Source organism: Mesorhizobium sp. LjRoot246 (genome assembly GCF_964254115.1).
Lineage (GTDB): Bacteria > Pseudomonadota > Alphaproteobacteria > Rhizobiales > Rhizobiaceae > Mesorhizobium.
Map to the genome: position 1 here is coordinate 6305064 of NZ_CAXUSN020000001.1, position 23248 is coordinate 6328311.

The following is a 23248-nucleotide window of genomic DNA, read 5'->3' on the forward strand; positions in this document are numbered from 1 at the left end:
AGATCAAGCGCGGAGACACCAGGCGAGCACGGCCTTCTGGGCATGGAGCCGGTTCTCGGCCTCGTCGAAGACCACCGAATGCGGCCCGTCGATGACCTCGTCGGTCACTTCCTCGCCGCGATGCGCCGGCAGGCAGTGCATGAACAGCGCGTCCGGCTTGGCCCTGGCCATCAGCTTGGCGTTGACCTGGTAGGGCGAGAACACGTTGTGGCCGCGGGCGCGATGCTCCTGGCCCATCGACACCCAGCAATCGGTGACGACGCAGTCGGCCTGATCGACGGCTTCCTCGGGCGAGCGGGTGAAGTGCAGCTTGCCGCCATGCGCCTGCGACCAGTCGATATGCTTCTGCGCCGGCTCGCTGCCTTCGGGAACGGCGACGTTGAGGTTGAAGCGGAACCGGGCCGAGGCCTCGAGCAAGGAATGCAGCACATTGTTGCCGTCGCCGGTCCAGGCGATGGTCTTGCCGGCGACCGGACCGCGATGCTCCTCGAAGGTCATGATGTCGGCCATCAGCTGGCAGGGATGGGTGTCGTCGGTCAGTCCGTTGATCACCGGCACGGTAGCGTTCTCGGTCAGCTCCAGCAGCCGCACATGCGAGGTGGTGCGGATCATGATGGCGTCGACATAGCGCGACAGCACCTTGGCGGTGTCGGCAATGGTCTCGGAGCGGCCGAGCTGCATCTCGGTGCCGGTCAGCATGATGGTCTCGCCGCCAAGCTGACGCATGCCGACGTCGAAGGACACGCGCGTGCGCGTCGACGGCTTGTCGAAGATCATCGCCAGCACCTTGCCTTCGAGCGGCTTGGTCCGCTCGCCGGCCTTGAGGCGCGCCTTTCGTACCACCGCATCGTCCAGCATGAAGCGCAGATCGCCTTCGGAGACGGCGGAAAGATCGGTGAAATGGCGAACTGACATCGGCAATGGTTCCGGGATTACTTCGCAGCGGCGGCGGCGATCGCCTCCGCCAGGCCTTTGGCGCCGGCGCGGATGCGGTTGAGCGCGTCGTGGATCTCGGCATCGGTGACGGTGAGTGGCGGCAGCAGTCGAATGACGTTGTCGCCGGCCGGAACCGCCAGCAGGTGCTGGTCGCGCAGTGCCATGTTCACCTTGGTGTTGGGCATGGCGCATTTGAGGCCGAGCATCAGTCCGGCGCCCCTGATGTCCTCTATGACCTCGGGAAACTCGTCGGCGACCGATGCCAGTCCCTGCTTCATCAGCAGCGCCTTGCGCTGGACGTCTTCGAGGAAGCCGTCTTCCAGAACGACATCGAGCACGGCGTTGCCGACGGCCATGGCCAACGGGTTGCCGCCGAACGTGGTGCCATGCACGCCTGCGGTCATCCCGACGGCCGCTTCATCGGTGGCAAGGCAGGCGCCCATCGGAAAACCGCCCCCAATGCCCTTGGCGATCGCCATGATGTCGGGCGTGACACCGGACCATTCATGCGCGAACAGCTTGCCGGTTCGGCCAATGCCGCACTGGACCTCGTCGTAGATCAACAGCAGGCCGTGCTGCTCGCACAATTGCCGCAGCCGCTTCAGCGATTGCGTCGGCACCGGGCGGATACCGCCCTCGCCCTGCACCGGTTCGATCAGGATGGCGGCCGTCTCCGGCGTGATCGCCTTTTCGGCGGCGTCGATGTCGTCGAAACCGACCTGGTCGAAACCTTCGACCTTGGGGCCGAAGCCTTCGAGATATTTGTACTGGCCGCCGGCCGCGATAGTCGCCAGCGTGCGGCCATGGAAGGCGCCTTCGAAGGTGATGACGCGGAAGCGTTCGGGATTTCCTTTGACGAAATGGTAGCGCCGTGCCGTCTTGATCGCGCACTCCAGCGCCTCGGCGCCCGAATTGGTGAAGAACACCTTGTCGGCGAAGGTGGCGTCAGCCAGCCGCTCGCCAAGCCGGCTCTGCCCCGGAATCTCGTAGAGATTGGAAACATGCCAAAGCTTGGCGGCCTGCTCGGTGAGTGCTGCGACCAGATGCGGGTGGCTGTGGCCCAGCGAATTGACGGCTATGCCGCCGGCGAAGTCGAGATATCGCTCGCCCTTGTCGGTAACCAGCCAGGTGCCTTCCCCGTGGTCGAAGGCCAGGGGTGCGCGAGCAAAGGTCTCGTAAAGCGCCGAACCGCTCATTATATGCGTCTCCGGTACCGGAAAATCAAAAAAGCCGCCAAAGCGGCGGCCTGTGCGGCTTATCGTGTTTTTCGGCCATGAAGTCAACGAAAACGTCGCGTAGTGACGCGCGGCAAGCCCTCTGACGAGACGCCGGCTCATAAGCGACCGGGCAAGTTGGGGAAAACCGAAAAAACCGATTCGTGTTGCACTTGGGACTCTTGTCACCGAGTCAGCGCATATAGTAGTTGTAGTCGAGAAATAACTAGATTTCGTGCGGCGGACCTAATCACCAGATATATGTGGTGTCTGCCCCGGCAAATTTTGCCGGGTCGGGAGTGGATTCCGATTGCCGCACGCTTAGCAGGAGCGCGGTCTCATGAACTGGACTGACGAGCGGGTAGAACTCTTGAGGAAACTGTGGTCGGAGGGTCTGAGCGCAAGCCAGATTGCTGCGCAGCTTGGGGGGGTCAGCCGCAATGCGGTCATCGGCAAGGTGCATCGGCTGAAACTGTCGGGCCGAGGACGCTCGACCGCCGCGCCGGCACGCCAAAAGAAGGCAGCGCAAGGATCGACCGTTCAGAAATCGGTGTCGCGCGCCGCAAGTGCTGCACGCCATGTCACGACATCGATCGGCGCAACGGCCTTGCAGACGCAGTTCGATGCCGAACCGGTGGCACGCCACTACATCCGTCCGGTCGAAAATGTCGTGTTGCCGATCTCGCGGCACCTGCAGCTCGTCGAGCTGACCGAGCGGACCTGCAAATGGCCGAACGGCGACCCGCTTTCGGAGGACTTCCATTTCTGCGGCAACGAGGCCGCCGAAACTGGACCGTACTGCAAGTACCACGCCCGCGTGGCGTTCCAGCCGGCATCGGAGCGGCGGCGGAGCCGTTGAGCGAATAGCGAATAGCGAATAGCGAATAGCGAATAGAAACGGCTTGGCCTCTGTGACAGGAAGCAAGCCGTTTTTTATTCCCTATTCGCTACTCCCTATTCGCTATTCGCTATGCTTTTCACAGCCACCCATTCTTCCTAAACCGCCAGTAGAGAAACGCACAGATCAGCGCGATTGTGGCCAGCACTATCGGGTAGCCATATTCCATCCTGAGTTCCGGCATGTCGTTGAAATTCATGCCGTAGATGCCGGCGAGCGCCGTTGGCACCGCCAGGATGGCGGCCCAGGAGGCGAGCTTCTTGGTGTTCGCCGTTTCCTGACTCTGGCCGACCAGAAGGCTTGCCTCGAAAGCGAACGCCAGCACCTCGCGCAGGCTGTCGATCTTTTCCTGGACCGTGCGGATGTGATCGGTGACGTCGCGAAACAACGGATGCATGGCCGTATGGATCTGCGGCAGCTCGGCGCTGGTCAGCCGGCGGCAGACTTCGACCAGCGGAAGCGCCGCATTGCGCAGGCGCAAAAGATCGCGGCGCAGCATATAGAGCCGCTCGATGTCGGGACCGGTCATCGGCTTCAGCAGGATCTTGTCCTCGATCGCCTCGACCTCGTCCTCGATCTGCTCGAGCACAGGCATGTAGTTGTCGACGATGAAATCGAGAATGGCGTAGAGAACGAAATCCTCGCCCTTGGCCAGCGAATGCGGGCAGCTTTCCCAGTGTTGACGAACGGCGGCATAGGATGTCGAAGGGCCGTGCCTGACGCTGACGATGTAGCCCGAGCCGACGAACAAATGGGTCTCGCCGAAGGTGACCCGCCCGTCGATAAGCTGGGCGGTGCGGGCGACGATGAACAGGGCGTCGCCATATTGCTCGATCTTCGGCCGCTGATGCGGGTGCTCGGCATCCTCGATCGCCAGCTCATGCAGGTGAAACTGCGCCTGGACGCGCAACAGCAGGTTGCGGTCGGGCTCGAGCAAGCCAATCCAGACAACATGACCGGACTTTTTTGCCCATTCGCCGGCTTCCTCGATGGGAATGTCTGCGATACGGCGCCCGGCCGTGTAGACGCCGCAAGCGATAATGCCGGACGCCGGCGCAGACACCGGGCTCAGGTTCCGAACATTTTCCATCACGGCCTCCCGAAGCAAACCCACGGACGAGGATAGAGGTAAAAGCCCGGAAAGCTTAGCGTAATTCGGGTGACGGTTCGAGAGCGCGACGTTCAATTAACCGGCAATGTCGAAGAAAGGCTGATCTTGTCGGTCTTGTCGCCCTTGGGCCGCTCGGCCGGCATCTGTTCGCCGGTGACGATATAGTAGATGGTCTCGGCAATGTTGGTGGCGTGATCGCCGATACGCTCGATGTTCTTGGCGCAGAACAGCAGATGCGTACAGGGCGTGATGTTGCGCGGATCTTCCATCATGTAGGTCAGCAATTCACGAAACAGCGATGTGTACATGGCGTCGATCTGGTCGTCGCGATCGCGAACAAAGCCGATTTTCTCCACCGAGCGAGACGCATAGACGTCGAGCACGTCCTTGAGCTGGGTCAGCGCCAGGTTGGTCAGGGCCTCGAGGCCGCGGAACAAGCTGGTCGGCTGGCGTCCGTCGGTGACGGCGACCACTCGCTTGGCAACGTTCTTGGCGAGATCACCAACCCGTTCGAGGTCGGCGGAGATGCGAATGGTCCCGACGATCTCGCGCAGATCCGTTGCCATCGGCTGCCGCCTGGCGATGATGATGATCGCCTTGTCGTCGATTTCGCGTTGACCCTCATCCAGTACGGAGTCATCGCGGATGACCTTCTGGGCGAGGCTTGGGTCGGCATTGACGAGAGCGGTGATCGCCTGCTCGACCATGCGCTCGGCGTGGCCGCCCATGGCGGCGATGCGCTTCGACAGATATTTCAGCTCTTCGTCATAGGCGCTGACGATGTGCACGGACTGCATGGCAAAATGCCTTCCCACGGGGTGTTTTAACTTTGAGTCGTTTCCTCGAATCCCCGCTGATACGCTAGCCAGATGACAGAAAAAAGAAACGGCCTGCTGGAAAACTAGGGCGGTTTCAGTGCGTCGGCAAATGAACCGAGAAGGCGGCGCCCTGTCCGACCCCGGACTTGATCGAGAGCCTGGCGTTGTGGCGCGTCAGGATATGCTTGACGATCGACAGGCCAAGGCCGGTGCCTTTCTGGGTGCGGCTCGTCTCGACATCGACACGGTAGAAGCGCTCGGTGATGCGCGGGATGTGTTCTTCGGGAATGCCGGGGCCAAAGTCCTTGATCGTCACGTCGATGCCCGGCTCTGATCCGGCATCGCTGTGCGCGATCGACACCATCACGCGCCCGCCCGACTGCCCGTATTTGCAGGCGTTTTCCAGGAGGTTCTCGAAAACCTGGAAAAGCTCGTCGCGATCGCCCGGCACATCGAGCGGCCCATCGGCATAGTCCCGCTCGATGGCAACGCTGTTTTCCCTGGCCAGCGGACCGAGCGAGTCGATGACGCTGTCGACGGTCTCGCGCAGATCGACCTCGGTTCCCGGCTTCAGATAGGGCTTCATCTCGAGCCGCGACAGCGACAACAAATCATCGATTAGACGCGCCATGCGGCCGGTCTGGCTCTGCATGATCTGCAGGAACTGGTCGCGCGCCGCCGGATCGTTGCGGGCCGGCCCGCGCAGCGTCTCGATGAAGCCGGCAATGGAGGCCAGCGGCGTGCGCAGTTCGTGGCTGGCATTGGCGATGAAATCGGCGCGCATGCGGTCGATCCTGCGCGCTTCGCTCTGGTCCTTGAACACCAGCACATAGAGATCGGTGGCGTGACCGACCGAGGATGCGCTCACCCGGTAAGCCCGTTCGACCGGCAGCTTCTCCGTATAGTCTACGACATCGGAGGCGACATCGCCCGACAGCACGCCATCCAGCAGAGCCTGCATTTCCGGTGCCCGGAACTTCAAAGACAAAGATATGCCCGGCGCGATCCCGCCGAAGGCGGCGAAAGCGGCGGCATTTGCATGCACGATGGTGGCGGTCCGATCGAAGATGATCAGCGGATCGGCGACGGCGGCGGCCAGGTATTCACCGGAGAGCCGCTGCAAGCCGATGGCCTCGATGGCAGCGCCGCTCTCGGTGGATTGGCGCGCGCCGGCGACCGGCAGTATTGCCGCGGCAAGCAGCAAGAGCAGCGCCGCAAGGACGACATAGGCTGAAATCGCGGCCAAGGCATAAACAGCGAGAACCGCAACAATACCGGCCGCGAGCAGCCAGCGGCTGTTCCACAGCCGGGCGGCCATGGTCTGCGCCGCACCTTTCTGCTCTGCGTCCAGATTGGTCATTCGCTCGCGCGCCCGCGTCCCATGTCTTCCCACCGGTCGGGCGGCAACGAAAACTTCCGCTGGACCGCTTGCCGCATGACCCAAAAATCGGGAATCGATTTTCGGAAAGGATCATGCGCAAATTAAAAGTGCTACAGCGTCCTTTGCGAGTCCAAACGGCGCGCGGCGCTCTAGTGGCTCCCAATAGCATGAGTCCAGAGGGTTAGAAGGGTTCGTCTCGATGAAAAAAACCAAGGAAAACTCCGCCACGCCGACTTCGGGACCGCTGAAGATCAGGATCGATGGCAAGGAGCGGGAGTTCGACATCGAAAACCCCGTGCTTCCCGACTGGGTCGAGGACAACAAGCTGACCGCAGGCGGCTATCCCTACGACAAGAAGATGAAAAGCGACGAGTATGACGAGACACTCGAGACGTTGCAGATCGAGCTGGTCAAGGCGCAGGCCTGGCTGCAGTCGACCGGCAAACGGGTGATGGCGCTGTTCGAGGGCCGCGACGCTGCCGGCAAGGGCGGCACCATCTTCGTGGTGCGCCAGTATCTCAACCCGCGCACGGCACGCAACGTGGCGCTGACGAAGCCGACCCCGACAGAGATGGGGCAATGGTACTATCAGCGCTATGTCGACCATTTCCCGACATCGGGCGAGTTCGTCACCTTCGACCGATCCTGGTACAACCGCGCAGGCGTCGAGCCGGTGATGGGCTTCTGCACGCCCCAGCAGCACGAGCAGTTTCTCGACGAGACGCCGCATTTCGAGCGGATGATCTCCAACGAGGGCATCTACTTCCTCAAGTTCTGGCTGAACATCGGCCGGGAGACGCAGCTAGAGCGCTTTCACGACCGCCGCTACAGCCCGCTGAAGAGCTGGAAGTTTTCGCCCATCGACGTTGCCGGCATCACCAAGTGGGACGACTACACAAAGGTGCGCGACACCATGTTCGAGCACACCCACAAGGAATTCGCGCCGTGGATCATCGTGCGCGCCAATGACAAGCGGCGCGCGCGGCTGGCGGTCATGCGCCGCATCCTGTTGTCGCTGCCCTATGAGGGGCGCGATCTCGACGTGATCGGCAAGGAAGACAAGAAGATCATCGGCGAAGGACCGTCCTTCCTGGGAAAACAGGACTGACGCTCCTTGCGCCGCGCGACCAAGGCCGCGCGGCGCGTATTGCTTGACGCATTCGCTCAGGCGGCGAGCCGGGCAATCCGCTGCAATCGCCGCAGCGTGGTGTCGTCCTGGAGTGCCTGCTGGAAAAGCGAAATCTCCTGATCGATGCGGTCGCAGAGCGCCTGGGTATTCCCCTTGAGCAGGCCGCGCGTCTGCAGCAGGGCAGCAACCGGTTTCTTGACAAGCTGTCTCGCCCTGCCGAGGGCCGCTTCCTCGACGCTGCCGCCCGGCACGATCTCGGCGACGAGGCCGAGCGCCTTGGCGTCCTCGGCGCGAAGCGTGTCACCGAGGCAGAAGAAGCGGAAGGCACCGGCATAGCCGAGCTTCTGCGGCGCCAGGATACTGGTCGCGGCATCCGGCACCAGGCCAAAATCGACGAACGGCACCCGGAAGCTGCTTTCATCGGACGCGATCACCATGTCGCAATGGAACAGGATGGTGCAGCCGACGCCGACCGCATCGCCGTCGACGCAGGCAAGGATGGGCTTGGGAAACGTCGCCAGCGTGCGGAACAGGTCGGTGACGGCGGCGATCAGCTTCTGGTGCTTGGTGGCATCGAGGAATTCGGAGAAGTCGCCGCCGAGACAGAAACAGCCAGCGAGGCCGCGCAGCACGACGACGCGGACCTCCTCATTGTCGGCGGCTTCATGGAAGGTCCTTGCCAGGCTTTCATAGGCTCTCCTGTCCAGCACCGGCCGACCATCGGTCGACGACACGGTGACCACCAGCGTGTGGTTGCGAAGTTCAGGTTGCGGGTGTGTGCTCATGACTGTCTCCGATCTCACGACGCACGCCTTTGCCCGAGCATGTCGGGATATCCCCTGGTCAGCACGGGAGCAAAATGATTGCGGCGCGAACGCACCACATCGAGCGTGTGCTCATTGAAGGTAAGCAGGGTGGCCACGACCTGCTGGTTGCCATAGGTGCGCTGATAGCCCAGCGGGGTTGCCAGGAAATGCAGCTGCAATGCGCGCAGCACCCACATCGGCTCGAACTCGATGATCACCTTGTCGACGCCGCGCTTCAGCCCCCACTCGACGAAGCCGGCGATCAATTCGGTGCCGACGGTCGAGACGCCGCGGCGGCCATCGCGAAAGGCGGGAGCCACCGCATAGCGAGTCAATTCCCAGATGTTTGGACCCGATGGCGGCGTTCCTTCGGAAAGGTCGGTCAAGACCTCGGTCAGCAGATGAGGCCGCGTGGTCGGCAACATCCTTTGATAGCCCGCGACTTCGTTGCCCCTGATGACGATCTGATGGACGGCCTCGTCATGATCGAACTGGTCGAGCTCGAGTCCGTCCGGGCGCCTGAGATCATCCCACCCCATCTCCTCCACGAATATCTTGTAGCGCAGCCGATGGACTGCCTCCCAAAGGTCGGGACGTTCCATCAATTCCTGGGTTGTGAGGGAAAAAAGCATGCCGATGTCTCCTGTGTTCAGAGGAAGATACGGCCGTGCTTCGATGAGAAAATTGCGTGATCGCGTAGGCAAGAATTGCTAGGCCGGCACGGCCGACCTAACTAATGTAGCCGCGTCGTATCGCTTCCGCGACGGCTTGCACCCGGTTGACGGCACCGAGTTTGCTTTTGGCGTTAAGAAGATGTTTCTCCGAGGTGTGCTCGGAGATGCCGAGGATTTGCGAAATCTCCCATTCGGACTTGCCGACGGCGGCCCATTGCAGGCATTCGCGCTCGCGCGGCGTCAGCACGATATGATCGATGGTCTTGCTCGCCATGGTGTGCAGTTGCATGGCGCGGCCAACCGCGTAGGTCGACACCAACGACACCTGGCCGAACTCGGCAGCGGACAATTCCACGGCCTCGCCGCCCAGCGACACCATGACGATCTGGCCGTCGAGCGTGATCAAAGGGAAGGCCAGCCCATCACGCAATTTGAAGGCGCCGGCATCGCCCATCACTTCGCCGCTGCTCTTGTCTATGCGGATGCTCTGCGACGCCTCTCGCCATTGGAACGGCGCCTGCAGCTGTTTCATATGGCTGACGACCGGGTCGTGATCGACATAGTTGCGTGCGACATAGCGCTCCAGCCACTCGCCGGGCCAATCGCAGAGAAGCACATGCTGCTTTTGCTGGCCGGCCGGCGTGCCCGGCTGCGGCACGGTTCCCGCCATCAGCGCGGTAAGACCGAAATCCGACGTTATGCCCAGCAGCTTTTCGCAGACCGCCGCCGCCGTTGAGGCGTGCTGCAGTTGGTCTATGAATTCCAGCGTGCGATCGAATTGACCCATCGCAACATCAACCCCATGTTGCCTGATTCATTGCGGCCGATGATGCGTGCCTGATTTACACTTCGCCAGCGACCACGGATTGCAAATCGCATTCTTATTCTATGGTTCCCGACCTTGATCTTCTCACCAAGGCGGCCAAAGCTGATTTGCAATCCGGCTAAATCATATCCTTAAATCGGCGTGTTGAAATCAAAAACCATTGTGCCTGTCCCATTTTCGTACGAGAACCGGCGCGAGCACGACGGTGGCGGAGTTTTATCTTGGTGTTCCAGTGGAGGTCCTTCGCTCTTGCGATGCTGATCGGATTGCTGTCGTTCGCCGATGGTGCACGCGCCGCGGGACCCCAGGTTCCGGTGCTGTGGGATACCAAGGAGCGGCTGCCTAAGCCGGATCTCTCGGCGCTTCCCCGGCTGAGATTCCTGACCACCACGGATTTCCCGCCCTTCAATTTCCTCGACGGCTCGGGAAAGCTGTCCGGTTTCCACATCGATCTGGCACGCGCCATCTGCGCCGAACTCGGCATCGTCGAAAAATGCCAGATCCAGGCCTTGCCCTGGGCCGAACTGGAAGGCGCACTGCAGAAAGGCGAAGGCGAGGCGATCATCGCCGGCATCGCCGCAACGCCGGATTCGCGCGCGACCTATGCCTTCTCGCGCTCCTATCTGCAGTTTCCGGCACGCTTCATCATGCGCAAGAGCAAGGCGCTGACCGAGCCGGTCTTTGACAAATTGCACGGCAAGCGTGTCGGCGTGATATCGGGCTCAGCGCATGAGCGCATGCTGCGCGACTATTTCAGCACCGTTCAAGTCGTCCCCTTCGACAGGCCGGAAGACCTCTATGCCGATCTCAAGTCCAGCAAGGTCGACGCCGCCTTCGGCGACGGCATGCGCCTGGCCTTCTGGCTGGGCGGCTCGGACGCAGCGGGCTGCTGCCGTTTCGCCGGCGGTCCGTACCTGGCGCCTGAATATCTGGGCTCAGGCATGGCGATCGCCACCAAAGCAGACAATCCGGCGCTGGCCGCCGCGTTCGACTACGCGCTGCAGGAGATTTCGATGAAAGGCACGTTCGCCGAATTTTATCTGCGCTATTTCCCGGTCAGTTTTTTCTAGGGCGCTGCTGATATTCAGGTGATGCCGGCCTGCGAACGGTGGTTTCCTGCGCTTCCAGCCTTCGCCGGCCGAAGCACTTATGAGTGGTCGTGGCAGTCAAGGCTACGGCCGGCGTAGGCCGGTGCTCACGTACTTTAAGTACGCTCCGCTCCGGTTCTCGCAAACCGCCATTCTCGACTCGGCCTGACCTGAATCTCAACAGCGCCCGGCCAAGGGCTTTCAGGTCAGCGTGCGCAGCCGCGCCTTGGCGGCACGGCCGATGGCGGCGACCGTCAGCGTGTCGAGATCGAGCTGACGCCGGATCAGCTGCAGCACCCGCACTTCTTCCATGCGCATTTCGAGATCGACGGCGGCCACCTCGAAGGCGGCGGCATAGGCGGTGTCGCGCAACCGCTCGGGCAGTGCCTCGGCGACTTCAGCCAGAACGCCTTCCAGCCCGTCCTTTTCGTGCAGGCGCTTCTGGCAGTCCTGGGCGACGCCGACCAGCCTGTCGTGGTTGAAATCCTCGAATACCGGCCATGAGCGGACGACGTCGCCGATCCGCGCCAGTTCGACGTCGGTCATGTCGCGATCGGAGGCCGAGGTGATGACCATCAGGTAAATAAGGGCTTCATGCGGCGTCGGCAATTTTTTCTCCTTGAACCGGGTCTCGAAGGTAGGAACGCACTATCGGCACCGCAAGGAAAAAGCGCTGCACGCGTTGACGCTCCGGCGCCGCACGCCTAGAGACCGGTTGAAAACCCCTTGGCGCGGCCCCTTCTTCGAGTGATTTGGCTTCGAACGATTGGGCCGACGAATGATTTGGAAAACTGTGACATGGCGGGATCAAACATCATCGATCTCAATCCCGAGCTGCTGGCGGCTGCGACCGAGAGCAAGGCATGGCCGTTCGAGGAAGCCAAAAAGATCATCGAGCGCTACAAAGGCGCTGACTTTCCGCAAACGATCCTGTTCGAGACCGGCTACGGGCCATCCGGCCTGCCGCATATCGGCACGTTCGGCGAGGTGGCGCGCACATCGATGGTGCGCCATGCCTTCCGTGTCCTGACGCAGGACAAGGTTGCGACCAAGCTGCTGTGCTTTTCCGACGACATGGACGGCATGCGCAAGATACCCGACAGCGTGCCGGACCGCGCCGCACTCGAGCCGCATTTGCACAAGCCGCTGTCGTCGGTCCCCAATCCCTTCGGTGGAGAGTATGCAAGCTTCGCCGACCACAACAACGCGATGCTTTGCCGCTTCCTCGACACGTTCGGCTTCGACTACGAATTCGCTAGTGCGACGCAATACTACAAGTCCGGCCGCTTCGACGCGATGCTGCTGCGCGCCGCCGAACGCTACGACCAGATCATGGCGGTGATGCTGCCGACGCTCGGCTCCGAGCGGCAGGCGACCTACAGCCCGTTCCTGCCGATTTCGCCGAAGACCGGCCGCGTGCTTTACGTGCCGATGAAGCATGTCGACGCCAAGGCCGGCACCATCACCTTCGACGACGAGGGCACCGAGACCACGCTTTCGATCACCGGCGGCCGCGTGAAGCTGCAATGGAAGCCGGATTTCGGCATGCGCTGGGCAGCGCTTGGCGTCGACTTCGAAATGTTCGGCAAGGACCACCAGACCAATGCTGTGGTCTACGACCGCATCTGCAACATTCTGGGCGGACGGGCGCCGGAGCATTTCGTGTACGAACTGTTCCTCGACGAGAACGGCCAGAAGATCTCGAAGTCCAAGGGCAACGGGCTGTCCATCGACGATTGGCTGACCTACGCGCCGACCGAAAGCCTCGGGCTCTACATGTACCAGCGGCCGCGGCAAGCCAAGAAGCTGTATTTCGACGTCATCCCGAGGGCGGTGGACGAATACTATACCTTCCTCGCCGCGTATCCCAGGCAGGACTGGAAGGAACGGCTGGGCAACCCGGTCTGGCATATGCATGACGGCAACCCGCCCGCGATCGACATGCCGGTGCCGTTCTCGCTGCTGCTCAATCTGGTCAGCGCTTCCAATGCCCAGAACAAGGACGTGCTGTGGGGCTTCATCTCGCGCCATACGGTGGGGGTCACACCGAAGACGCATCCCGAACTCGACCGGCTGGTCGGCCATGCGATCCGCTATTTCGACGATTTCGTGAAGCCGACGAAGACCTTCCGGCCGGCAGACGAGGTCGAGCGCGAGGCGCTGGCGGCTCTCGACGAAGCACTTGGCGCGCTGCCGGCGGACGCCAATGGCGAAGCGATCCAGAACGCTTCGCTCAATGTCGCGCGCAAGATCGAGCGCTATCAGGACCATTCCAAGCAGAGCCCGGAAGGCGGCCCCGGCGTATCGGGCGCCTTCTTCCAGATGATCTACCAGGTGCTGATCGGCCAGGAGCGCGGTCCGCGCTTCGGATCGTTCGCCGCGCTCTATGGTATTGCGGAGACGCGTGCGCTCATTGGGCGGGCGCTGGCTGGTCAGCTGGCTTGAGCACGCCGTCGACCTCTTCCAGGATCGAACCCGGCGCCTGAGGCGCTGGGCTTGGCGCGGCCGGCATCGCCGGCATGCCGGACAGATCAGGCGCCGATCCGAAAATGCCCTTCTTCGCCGTCCGCGCCTTGTCGCCGGCCTCGATATAGGGGCCGCCCTTGGCGGCGCGCGCCCAGCCGTTTTCGACCAGCCACTGACCGACATCCTGCTTGCCGATCCGGCATTCGGCGGCGATCAGGTCGCGGCCACCCTGCGGCGGCACCGTGCAGACCACCGCGCGGCCGCGCAGAAAGGCGCGGAATGCCGTCCGCGCGCGAACACCGCACGGCCAGGATTTGCCGTCCTCGCTGCAGGTCTCGTCCTGCCCGACGATGTCGATGCCGGAAACCGCGACCGAGTAGCCTTTCGCCTCGATCAGGCCGGCGGCCGGCGCAACCGGCTGGAACAGCTTTGTGCCGTTCCAATCGTCGGGCATTTTGGGCTTGGGCGGCACGGCCAACGCAAGTTTGCTCAACGGCTCGCGCGGCTCGACCCGTTCAAGCCCCTCGGCGGGCTGTTCCGGTGGGGCAATGATTTCAGGATCGATCGCCCTCGAATGCTGCGCCGGCTTTGGCGGCTGCGTAGCTGCTATGGCTGAGGTGGCCGGCTCATCGGGCACCGTTTCGGCGCCCTGCTGCGAGATCGTATCGGCGCCCGTATCAATCTGGTCCAGCGTGACGACGCTGTCGCTTCCTTTCAGCGTGCGTCCGCCTGCGACGACCATAGCGGCCATCACCGGGACCATCAGAACCGCCAGGGCATGATGAAGGGGCCGCACCAGCTTGACCTACTGGCTTGCCCAGACGATCCGCGCCACCCATTCGACATCGCGCATGGGAATATCGCGGTCGGGATGATCGGGATTGAGCGAGGCCAGCGCAATCGACTTGACGGTCTGGCGCTCGAGCACCTTGGCCATCACCTCTCCGCCGGTGGTCTTGACGACGACGCGGTCGCCCTTGCGGGTGATGGCGCCCGGTTCGACGATCAGGACGTCGCCATTGCGGTAGAGCGGCAGCATGGAATCGCCCTGCACCTGCAGCGCATAGGAACTCTCGGTCGACTGCGCCGGAAGTTCGACCAGATCCCAGCCCTGCCCGACTGGAAAGCCGGCATCGTCGAAGAAGCCGCCGGCGCCGGCCTGGGCAAAGCCGAGCAACGGCACCGAGCGCCTACGGGCAACCGAGGCGTCGGTCGAAGCACCATTGCCGATCCCGGACCGGCCTTCGATCAGGCCGGTGAATTCGTCGAGCGAGGCGCCCGTCGCCTCGATGATCTTGGCCAGTGATTCGGTCGAAGGCCAGCGCGGTCGGCCATCCGACGACAAACGCTTCGACTTGTTGAAGGCAGTGGAATCGAGCCCCGCACGCTTGGCCAGACCCGAAGCCGAAAGCGAATAGCGCTTGGCAAGAGCATCGATGGCAGCCCAGACTCGGTCGTGCGAGAGCATGCTCGCTCTCCTTTGGTGCAGGAAAAAATACCTTTCCCTTCTAGTCTCGGAATGTCGTTTTGTCCACCGGTCGTGGAGTGGTTGCAAACATTCCCGTCGATCGCGGAAAGTCCGATTACCGGGATCGATCGACACCCTTGGCCAAGTTGCGCAGACCCTGGTGCGATGTCATGAAAATCCGCTCCGTTTGCGTCGGTGGCCGCGGGTTCACGGCACGACCAAGTGCCGCAACGACCTTGTCAATCTCAAGAAAGTTGCGAGCCTTGCGATCGTAGACGCCGGCTGTCGTCAGGATCAACGCGGCAGTCTCGCCATTGTCGAGGACGAAGCGGTGCTTGCCGACAACCTGGGTGCCTTCCCAGGTCTCGATCGAGGACACCACTTCGAAGCGGCGCCACAGCCTGATCTCGCGTGCATAGACCGCCTGCAGCCCGCCCATCATCGGCGCCCAGCCATGCTTCCTCGCCAGCGTGATGAGGCCTGCGCGAACAAACAGGTCGATGCGGCCGAGATCGGCCAGCATCATGTAGCGCGCATTGTTGAGATGGATGTTGAAATCGATGTCGGTCGGCAGGCAGCGGAAAGCCAGCCGGCCTTCGCCACCCATCACATAGGGGCCACGGCTGCGTGCCGTGGCCATCATGCGCACCATGCGCGCCCAGACATACATTACAGCACCCCGTGTCCGCTTGGACGCGCAAAGGTCGCTGCAAGACGCCTGATTTCACCCATGCGTCAGGCTGCCTGCTTCACGTCGCCTTTCGCGTAGGGATCGAAGCGCTGGTAGAAGGTCTCGCCCTTCTCGGCCATGTCGAGCAGAAGCTTGGGTGCCTTGAACTCGGCGCCGTATTTCTTCTGCAGACCCTTGGCGATCTTGACGAATGCCTTGGCGCCGATGCCGTCGATGTAGGACAGCGCGCCGCCGGTATAGGGCGCGAAGCCGAAAGCCAGGATCGACCCGACATCGGCCTCGCGCGGGTCGGTAACGATGCTCTCTTCCATCACCCGGGCCGCCTCCAGCGCGATGGTGACCAAGAGCCTCTGCTGCAGCTCCTCGTAATCGACCTTCTCGGGTGCGAGTTGCGGATAGAGGTCCTTCAGCCCCGGCCACAGCTTCTTCTTGGCAGGCTTGGCCGGATAGTCGTAAAAACCCTTGCCGTTCTTGCGGCCGAAGCGGCCGTGGGTGTCGACCATGGTGTTGATCAGCGCCATCTGCTTCGGATCGACCGCCTTATCGCCGAGATCCCTGATGGTCTGCTTCATGATCTTCTGGGCAAGGTCGATGGCCGTCTCGTCGGTCAGCGCCAGGGGACCGACCGGCATGCCGGCGGCTTTCGCAGCGTTCTCGATCATCGGCGCAGGCACGCCTTCTATCAGCATCTTGTAGGCTTCCGACATGTAGCGCAGCACGCAGCGGTTTACGTAGAAGCCGCGCGTGTCGTTGACGACGATCGGCGTCTTCTTGATGGCACGGACGAAGTCGATGGCGGTGGCCAGCGCCTTGTCGCCGGTCTTCTTGCCCAAAATGATCTCGACCAGCATCATCTTGTCGACCGGCGAGAAGAAATGGATGCCGATGAAATTCTTCGGCCGTGCCGAATTCTTCGCCAGTCCGGTGATCGGAATGGTCGAGGTGTTCGACGCGAAGATCGCCGATGGCTTCAGAACGGCTTCCGCCTGTTCGGTGGCGGCCTTCTTGACACCGGAATCCTCGAACACGGCCTCGACCACCAGATCGCAGCCCACAAGGTCGGCATAGTCGGCCGTCGGCGTGATCAGCGACAGCAATTTGTCCTTGTCCTCCGGCTTGGCGCGGCCCTTCTTCAGCTGATCCGAGATCAGGCCGTCGGAATGCGCCTTGCCTTTCTCGGCCGACTCCATGTCGCGGTCGAGCAGCACCACCGGGATGCCGGCCTTGGCGGTGACATAGGCGATGCCGGCGCCCATGAAGCCGGCGCCGAGAATGCCGACCTTCTTGAATTTGGTTTCGGGCACGCCGGCCGGGCGGCGAGCGCCCTTGTTCAATTCCTGCAGCGACACGAACAGCGAGCGGATCATCGCAGCCGCTTCCTTGGTCTGCATTATCTCGGTGAAATAGCGCTGCTCGATGCGCAAGGCGGTGTCGAACGGCACCAGCAGGCCTTCATAGACGCATTTGAGGATCGCGGCGGCAGCCGGATAATTGCTATAGGTTTCGCGACGCAGGATGGCGATGGCCGGCGGCCACAGATTGAAGCCTGCGGGCGAATAGATCTGGCCACCGGGCAGCTTGAAACCCTTCTCGTCCCATGGCGCCACCGGCTTCAGGCCGTTCCTGATCATCGCCTTGGCGGTCTCGACCAGTCTGGCCGGCTCGGCGATTTCATGGATCAGGCCCATCGACTTGGCCTTCTGCGGCGACAATGTCTGGCCGGAGGTCAGCATCTGCAGCGCCTGCTGCTGGTCGGTCAGCCGCGGCACGCGCTGGGTGCCGCCGGCGCCCGGAAAGATGCCGATCTTCACCTCGGGAAGCGCCATCTTCACCTTGTCGCTGTCGGCGGCAACGCGGCCATGGCAGGCCAGCGACATCTCGAAGGCACCGCCCATGCAGGTGCCGTTGATCGCCGACACCCACGGCTTCCCGCAGGTTTCCAGCTTGCGAAACAGGCCGGTCATCATGCCGGCATTGTCGAACAGCGCCTTGGTGGCCTTTTCGGCGTCCTTGCCCTTTTCCGCGGCGAAGGTCGTCAGCATCTTCTGCAGCAGCGTGATGTCGGCGCCGCCGGAGAAGGCGTCCTTGCCGGAGGTGATCACCGCGCCCTTGATGGCGGCGTCACCTGCCACCTTGTCGACGATGGCATTCAGCTCCCGCATCGCCTCTTCGGTGAAGACGTTCATCGAACGGCCGGGCATGTCCCAGGTGACCAGCGCAATGCCGTCGGCGTCGATGTCGAGGGTGAAATTGGTGTAGCTCATCGTTTCTCTCCCCGTCAGACGCGTTCGATGATGGTTGCGGTGCCCATGCCGGCACCGATGCACAGCGTCACCAAAGCGGTGTTGAGATCGCGACGCTCGAGCTCGTCCAGCACCGTGCCGAAGATCATCGCGCCGGTGGCGCCGAGCGGATGGCCCATGGCGATGGCACCGCCATTGACGTTGATCCTGTCATGCTCGATATCGAACGCCTGCATGTAGCGCAGCACCACCGAGGCGAAAGCTTCGTTGAGCTCGAACAGGTCGATGTCGGAGAGCTTCATCTTGGCGCGCTTCAGCAGCTTCTCGGTGACGTCGACCGGACCGGTCAGCATCAGCACCGGTTCGGAGCCGATGTTGGCGAAGGTGCGTATGCGGGCGCGCGGCTTCAGCCCCATCGCCTTGCCGGCCTTCTTCGAACCGAGCAGCACGGCTGCTGCGCCATCGACGATGCCGGACGAATTGCCGGCATGGTGGACGTGATTGACCTCTTCCACCTCGGGGTGCTTCTGCACGGCGACAGCATCGAAGCCGCCCATTTCACCGGGCATGACGAAAGACGGATTGAGCGAGGCCAGCGACTGCATATCGGTCGACGGGCGCATATGCTCGTCATGGTCGAGGATGGTCAGGCCGTTCTGGTCCTTGATCGTGATGACGGACTTCTTGAAACGGCCGTCGGCCCAGGATTTGGCGGCACGCTTCTGGCTCTCGACCGCATAGGCGTCGACGTCGTCGCGCGAGAAGCCATATTTGGTGGCAATCAGGTCGGCCGAGATGCCTTGCGGCACGAACCAACCAGGCAGGCCAACCGAAGGATCCATGAACCAGGCGCCGCCGGAGGCACCCATGCCGACGCGCGACATCGATTCGACGCCACCGGCGATGACGATCTCATCGGCGCCTTGCGCGATCTTTGCAGCGCCGAAATTGATGGCATCGAGCCCGGAAGCGCAGAAGCGCGATATCTGCATGCCGGGCGCCTTGGTGTCGTAGCCGGCCTCGAAGGCAGCAGCACGCGGAATGACCGAACCCGCCTCGCCGACCGGGTCGACGCAGCCGAAGATGATGTCATCTACATTGCCGGTGTCCAATCCATTGCGGTCGCGCAACGCCTCGAGCGTCTTGGCGGCAAGCCGCACCGCCGGCACCTCGTGCAGCGATCCGTCCTTCTTGCCCTTGCCGCGCGGCGTGCGCACGGCGTCATAGACATAAGCTTCAGCCATTTTCTTGCTCCCTGGTTTATCGAACGGCTTTAGACTGATGCATGTCGATTTCCCGAAACCGGAACCACTTTTGAGCGACATGCATTAGAGCGAGCGTCCGATCAGCAATTTCATGATCTCGTTGGTGCCGCCGTAGATGCGCTGGACGCGAGCGTCGCGGAACATGCGGGCGATCGGATATTCATTCATGTAGCCATAGCCGCCATGCAATTGAAGGCATTCGTCGACGACTTTTCCCTGCAGGTCGCTGAGCCAGTATTTGGCCATCGACGCGGTCACCGGGTCGAGGCCGCCGGCGATGTGGCGGGTGACGCAATCATTGTAGAAGACGCGGCCGATGGTGGCCTCGGTCTTCAGTTCGGCCAGCTTGAACTGGGTGTTCTGGAACTCGATGATTGCCTTGCCGAACGCCTTTCGCTCCTTGACATAGTCGATAGTCAGCGCCAGCGCCCGCTCGATCATGGCGATGGCGCCAGTGCCGATCTGCAGCCGCTCCTGCGGCAATTGCTGCATCAGCTGGACAAAGCCCTGCCCCTCTTCATGGCCCAGCAGATTGGAGGTCGGCACGCGCATGTCGCTGAAGAACAGCTCCGACGTGTCGTTGGCCTTCAAGCCGATCTTGTCGAGGTTGCGACCGCGCTCGAACCCTTCGACCTCATCGGTTTCGACGACGATCAGCGAGGTGCCCTTGGCGCCCTTCTCCGGGTCGGTCTTGGTGACGACGATGATGAAGTTCGCAAGCTGGCCGTTGGTGATAAAGGTCTTGGAGCCGTTGATCTTGTACTGGTTGCCATCCTTCTCAGCCCGCGTCTTGACGCCCTGCAGGTCGGAGCCGGCGCCGGGCTCGGTCATGGCGATGGCGCCGATCAACTCGCCGGTCGCCAGCTTCGGCAGCCATTTCTTCTTCTGCTCCTCTGAGCCGTAGTGGAGGATGTAGGGCGCGACGATCGAATTGTGCAGGCCAATGCCAAAGCCGTCGACACCGACATGACCGATGGCCTCGATGATGGCGCTCTCATGCGCGAAGGTGCCGCCAGAGCCGCCATACTCCTCCGGCATCGAGGCGCAGAGCAGGCCGGCGGAACCTGCCTTCAGCCAGCTTTCGCGATCGACCATCTCGTTTTTCTCGAACTCGTCGTAACGCGGTGCGATCTCCTCCGACATGAAGCGGTGCGCCATGTCGTAGAGCATGCCGACTTCGTCCGCCGCCCAGGCGGGCTTGGGGAGGTTCAGGATTTCAGCGGGGTTGGTCATGCTTGTGATACTCCTCCCAGAGCGCATCTTCAGAGGTGAGGTCGGCGCGCTTCACGCAGGACCCCACCCGGCCCTTCGGGCCACCCTTCCCTCAAGGGGGAGGGGGACGCCGATCATCTTTAGAACGCTTCCGCCGGCAGTGCCATCAAAGTGTCGGCGCCACTCGAAATGCGGGCGAGGTGCGCCGATGTCTCCGGCATGATCCGCTCCATGAAGAAGCGAGCCGTCACAACCTTGTTGTCGTAGAACGACTGAGCGCCATTGGCGTCCGTCTTGCCAAGTGCCGCCTTGGCCATCTGCGCCCACATATAGCCCAGCGCGACGAGGCCGAAGAGATGCATGTAGTCGGTCGAGGCGGCACCGGCATTGTCAGGCTTGGCCATGCCGTTCTGCACTAGCCACATGGTGGCGGCCTGCAGATCGTTGAGGCCCTTTTTCAGCGTCTTGGTGAACGGCGCCATCTTCTCGTCGGCGCGGTTCTCCTCGCAGAATTCGCCGACCTCCTTGAAGAAGGCCTGCACGGCGCGGCCGCCATTCAGGCCGAGCTTACGGCCGACGAGGTCGAGCGCCTGGATGCCGTTGGCGCCTTCATAGATCATGGCGATGCGGGCATCGCGCACGAACTGGCTCATGCCATGCTCCTCGATATAGCCGTGACCGCCGAACACCTGCTGCGCCATGACGGCGTGGTCGAACCCCTTGTCGGTGAGCACGCCCTTGACCACCGGCGTCATCAGGCCGGTGTAGTCGTCGGCGGCCTGGCGGTCCTTGTCGTCGCCGGAGCGGTGGGCGATATCGGATTTGATCGCCGTCCACAGTGCCAGCGCGCGGCCGGCCTCGTTGAAGGCTTTCATGGTCATCAGGCTGCGGCGGATGTCGGGATGGACGATGATCGGGTCGGCCTTCTTGTCCGGCGCCTTCGGCCCCGACAGCGAGCGGCCCTGCAAGCGGTCCTTGGCGTAGGCGACGGCATTCTGGTAGGCAATCTCCGACAGCGACAGCCCCTGCAGGCCGACGCCAAGGCGCGCCTCGTTCATCATGGTGAACATCGCCTTCAGGCCGCCATTGGCCTCGCCGAGCAGCGAGCCTTGCGCCTCGTCATAGTTCATGACGCAGGTCGAATTGCCGTGGATGCCCATCTTCTCCTCGATCGAGCCGCAGGAGACAGTGTTCCTGGCGCCCGGATTGCCCGATGCGTCGAGCTTGAGCTTCGGCACGATGAACAGCGAGATGCCCTTGACGCCTTCCGGCGCGCCCTCGATGCGGGCCAGCACCAGATGGACGATGTTATCCGACATGTCGTGCTCGCCGGCCGAGATGAAGATCTTCTGGCCTGAAATCTTATAGGTACCATCGCCATTCGGCACCGCCTTGGTGCGCAGCAGGCCGAGATCTGTGCCGCAATGCGGCTCGGTCAGGTTCATGGTGCCGGTCCAGGCGCCTTCGATCATCCTGGGCAGCCACTTGGCCTTCTGCTCTTCGGTGCCGTGGGTGATGATTGCCGCGATCGCGCCCTGCGTCAGGCCCGGATACATCATCAGCGACATGTTGGCCGACACCATATATTCGGCGACGGCGGTGTGCACGGCGTAGGGCAGGCCCTGGCCGCCGAACTCGACCGGTGCGGCCAATCCCATCCAGCCGCCTTCGCGATACTGATCGAAGGCCTCCTTGAAGCCCTTCGGCGTCGTCACCGAGCCATCGTCATGACGCACGCAGCCCTCCATGTCGCCGATACGGTTCAACGGGTGCATGACGTTTTCGGCGAGCTTGGCGCCTTCGGCGAGGATCGCCTCGAGCACATCGGGCGTGGCGTCGGAAAATCCGGGAAGGTTCGAATAGCGCTGATAGCCCAGCACCTCGTTGAGCACGAACAGCGTATCCTGGACCGGAGCCCTGTATGTCGGCATGCTTTTTCTCCACCCTGCAAACCCGGTCCGAACGCCCCGATGACAAGCCAGGGGCGGCATGCGGACCCATGCTGGGAGCGGGATAGCAAAAATTGACGTTTGCGTAAACGTCAATTTTTTCAATGCGACAAGATTTCCCGCCCGTTGCGGCGGTGAGCGTAGCGGCGCAGGGTCGCGCAAGCCAGAGCCGAAAGGCTGATGGATGAACGCCAGGACGACGAAAAGCCGCGCGGCAGGGCCACGCGGCTTTGATAATCAGACAATCGGCGGATGAAGAGTTTGACGCGATTCCGAACGGAACTGCTTCACGCTTTTCCCGAAATTGCCTTACCTCGCGACGCTCGCCTGCGGCGCCGAACGTTCGGCCAGCATCTGGCGCACCGCCGACATCGAGCCGCTCAGCTCGTTAATGGCGTCGTCGATCAGCGCCCGCTGCTTCTGCAGGCGTGCAAGCTGCTTTTCCGACTTGTCCAGCGCGAGCTTGAGCTGCTTGGTGTTCGAACCGGTAGGATCGTAGAGATCCATCATCTGCTTGACGTCGCGCAGCGAGAACCCGACCTTGCGGCCAAGCAGGATCAGCTTCAGCCGGGCCTTGTCGCGGCGCGTGTAGAGACGGGTCGAACCGTCACGCTGCGGGTTGAGCAGGCCCTTGTCTTCGTAGAAACGCAGCGTGCGCAGCGTCACTCCGTATTTCTTCGCCATCTCGCCGATGCGGACAAGATCTTCGCCGGCTTCGACAGACATATTGGTATTGGCCGCGGTCTCGCCGGCCGAGATAAGCTTCATAGTCACTGGCTTTCCCCGTCTGGTGGCGTCGCGGTCCTGGACCGTGCGTCGCCTGACTGGAAGCGGGGGCCTGCTTCCAGCCGTGGTTTCAACAAACAAATCGCAAACAGCACGCACGATGCGTCTTTTACGTTTACGTCAATTCTATACCGATAGCCGCCTCATGACGCAAGGGCGTTTTGCGCGTCGCCCTTTATGCCGCACCGTACGGCCGGCAGCCAACATCCTTGCAACTTCTTAAGTTTGGTTAACGCGTTGTTTACCACGTTGGGGGAAATGTGGGCACGTCGGCTACCCGTGTTTAT

General features: G+C 62.2%; 21 protein-coding genes. 4 read left to right on the forward strand and 17 right to left on the reverse strand.

The features are described 5' to 3' along the window. Positions 1–3 precede the first annotated feature (3 nt). Entirely contained in the window at positions 4–915 is a 912-nt protein-coding gene (argF, locus tag ACSQ3L_RS30505) for an ornithine carbamoyltransferase (RefSeq protein WP_436163305.1), read from the reverse strand. A 17-nt stretch (positions 916–932) separates the two neighbouring features. Beyond that, a complete protein-coding gene (locus ACSQ3L_RS30510) occupies positions 933–2132 on the reverse strand; it encodes an aspartate aminotransferase family protein (RefSeq protein ID WP_436163306.1) in 1200 nt (399 codons plus the stop codon). Positions 2133–2490: 358 nt separating this feature from the next. Here ACSQ3L_RS30510 and ACSQ3L_RS30515 point away from each other — a divergent pair, with 358 nt between their 5' ends. Continuing rightward, positions 2491–3009 (forward strand): GcrA family cell cycle regulator, encoded by a 519-nt coding sequence (locus ACSQ3L_RS30515; RefSeq protein ID WP_436163307.1) that lies wholly within the window; start codon positions 2491–2493, stop codon positions 3007–3009. A gap of 118 nt (positions 3010–3127) precedes the next feature. Here ACSQ3L_RS30515 and ACSQ3L_RS30520 read toward each other — a convergent pair whose 3' ends face one another. The 3 genes from ACSQ3L_RS30520 to ACSQ3L_RS30530 form a co-directional block, all read right to left on the reverse strand. Next, the gene (locus tag ACSQ3L_RS30520; protein WP_436163308.1) at positions 3128–4138 is read right to left on the reverse strand and encodes a magnesium and cobalt transport protein CorA; all 1011 of its coding nucleotides are present in this window, start codon (positions 4136–4138) and stop codon (positions 3128–3130) included. Between the two features lie 92 nt (positions 4139–4230). Next, the gene (gene phoU, locus ACSQ3L_RS30525) at positions 4231–4956 is read right to left on the reverse strand and encodes a phosphate signaling complex protein PhoU (RefSeq protein WP_436163309.1); all 726 of its coding nucleotides are present in this window, start codon (positions 4954–4956) and stop codon (positions 4231–4233) included. Positions 4957–5071: 115 nt separating this feature from the next. Continuing rightward, positions 5072–6337 (reverse strand): ATP-binding protein, encoded by a 1266-nt coding sequence (locus ACSQ3L_RS30530; RefSeq protein WP_436163310.1) that lies wholly within the window; start codon positions 6335–6337, stop codon positions 5072–5074. 220 nt (positions 6338–6557) lie between these two features. On the opposite strand from ACSQ3L_RS30530, the gene ppk2 reads away from it, so the two are divergent. Then, positions 6558–7466, forward strand: coding sequence for a polyphosphate kinase 2 (gene ppk2 / locus ACSQ3L_RS30535; RefSeq protein ID WP_436163311.1), 909 nt, complete (start codon positions 6558–6560; stop codon positions 7464–7466). A gap of 56 nt (positions 7467–7522) precedes the next feature. Here the strand turns inward: ppk2 and ACSQ3L_RS30540 are convergent, their stop codons facing one another. From ACSQ3L_RS30540 to ACSQ3L_RS30550, 3 genes are all read right to left on the reverse strand, one after another. Then, the gene (locus ACSQ3L_RS30540; RefSeq protein ID WP_436163312.1) at positions 7523–8272 is read right to left on the reverse strand and encodes an enoyl-CoA hydratase-related protein; all 750 of its coding nucleotides are present in this window, start codon (positions 8270–8272) and stop codon (positions 7523–7525) included. A gap of 14 nt (positions 8273–8286) precedes the next feature. After that, positions 8287–8925: an acyl-homoserine-lactone synthase gene (locus ACSQ3L_RS30545; protein WP_436163313.1), complete on the reverse strand. Its 639-nt coding sequence runs from the start codon at positions 8923–8925 to the stop codon at positions 8287–8289. 97 nt (positions 8926–9022) lie between these two features. Next, positions 9023–9754 carry a helix-turn-helix transcriptional regulator gene (locus ACSQ3L_RS30550; protein WP_292187807.1) on the reverse strand — a complete coding sequence of 244 codons (732 nt, stop codon included), beginning with the start codon at positions 9752–9754 and terminating at the stop codon, positions 9023–9025. A gap of 260 nt (positions 9755–10014) precedes the next feature. Here ACSQ3L_RS30550 and ACSQ3L_RS30555 point away from each other — a divergent pair, with 260 nt between their 5' ends. Next, positions 10015–10863 (forward strand): transporter substrate-binding domain-containing protein, encoded by an 849-nt coding sequence (locus tag ACSQ3L_RS30555; protein WP_436163314.1) that lies wholly within the window; start codon positions 10015–10017, stop codon positions 10861–10863. Positions 10864–11082: 219 nt separating this feature from the next. Here ACSQ3L_RS30555 and ACSQ3L_RS30560 read toward each other — a convergent pair whose 3' ends face one another. Next, positions 11083–11490, reverse strand: coding sequence for a tellurite resistance TerB family protein (locus tag ACSQ3L_RS30560; RefSeq protein ID WP_436163315.1), 408 nt, complete (start codon positions 11488–11490; stop codon positions 11083–11085). 189 nt (positions 11491–11679) lie between these two features. Between ACSQ3L_RS30560 and ACSQ3L_RS30565 the strand changes: the two genes are divergently transcribed. Then, positions 11680–13326 (forward strand): lysine--tRNA ligase, encoded by a 1647-nt coding sequence (locus ACSQ3L_RS30565; RefSeq protein ID WP_436163316.1) that lies wholly within the window; start codon positions 11680–11682, stop codon positions 13324–13326. Here ACSQ3L_RS30565 and ACSQ3L_RS30570 read toward each other — a convergent pair. The 8 genes from ACSQ3L_RS30570 to ACSQ3L_RS30605 all read right to left on the reverse strand — a co-directional run bounded on the left by ACSQ3L_RS30570 (position 13292) and on the right by ACSQ3L_RS30605 (position 22943). Further along, complete coding sequence (locus tag ACSQ3L_RS30570; protein WP_436163317.1) at positions 13292–14143, reverse strand: thermonuclease family protein; 852 nt, start codon at positions 14141–14143, stop codon at positions 13292–13294. The two genes, ACSQ3L_RS30565 and ACSQ3L_RS30570, sit on opposite strands and share 35 nt — an antisense overlap. 9 nt (positions 14144–14152) lie before the next feature. After that, a complete protein-coding gene (locus ACSQ3L_RS30575; RefSeq protein ID WP_436163318.1) occupies positions 14153–14815 on the reverse strand; it encodes a S24 family peptidase in 663 nt (220 codons plus the stop codon). Positions 14816–14930: 115 nt separating this feature from the next. Continuing rightward, positions 14931–15485 (reverse strand): thioesterase family protein, encoded by a 555-nt coding sequence (locus tag ACSQ3L_RS30580; RefSeq protein ID WP_436163319.1) that lies wholly within the window; start codon positions 15483–15485, stop codon positions 14931–14933. 65 nt (positions 15486–15550) lie between these two features. After that, complete coding sequence (locus tag ACSQ3L_RS30585; protein ID WP_436163320.1) at positions 15551–17770, reverse strand: 3-hydroxyacyl-CoA dehydrogenase NAD-binding domain-containing protein; 2220 nt, start codon at positions 17768–17770, stop codon at positions 15551–15553. A gap of 14 nt (positions 17771–17784) precedes the next feature. After that, a complete protein-coding gene (locus ACSQ3L_RS30590; RefSeq protein ID WP_436163321.1) occupies positions 17785–18993 on the reverse strand; it encodes an acetyl-CoA C-acetyltransferase in 1209 nt (402 codons plus the stop codon). Between the two features lie 84 nt (positions 18994–19077). Next, the gene (locus ACSQ3L_RS30595) at positions 19078–20247 is read right to left on the reverse strand and encodes an acyl-CoA dehydrogenase family protein (RefSeq protein WP_436163322.1); all 1170 of its coding nucleotides are present in this window, start codon (positions 20245–20247) and stop codon (positions 19078–19080) included. Between the two features lie 119 nt (positions 20248–20366). Continuing rightward, on the reverse strand, positions 20367–22157 hold the full coding sequence (locus ACSQ3L_RS30600) for an acyl-CoA dehydrogenase (RefSeq protein WP_436163323.1): 1791 nt from the start codon (positions 22155–22157) through the stop codon (positions 20367–20369). 327 nt (positions 22158–22484) lie between these two features. Then, complete coding sequence (locus ACSQ3L_RS30605) at positions 22485–22943, reverse strand: MerR family transcriptional regulator (RefSeq protein WP_436163566.1); 459 nt, start codon at positions 22941–22943, stop codon at positions 22485–22487. Between the last annotated feature and the right edge of the window lie 305 nt (positions 22944–23248).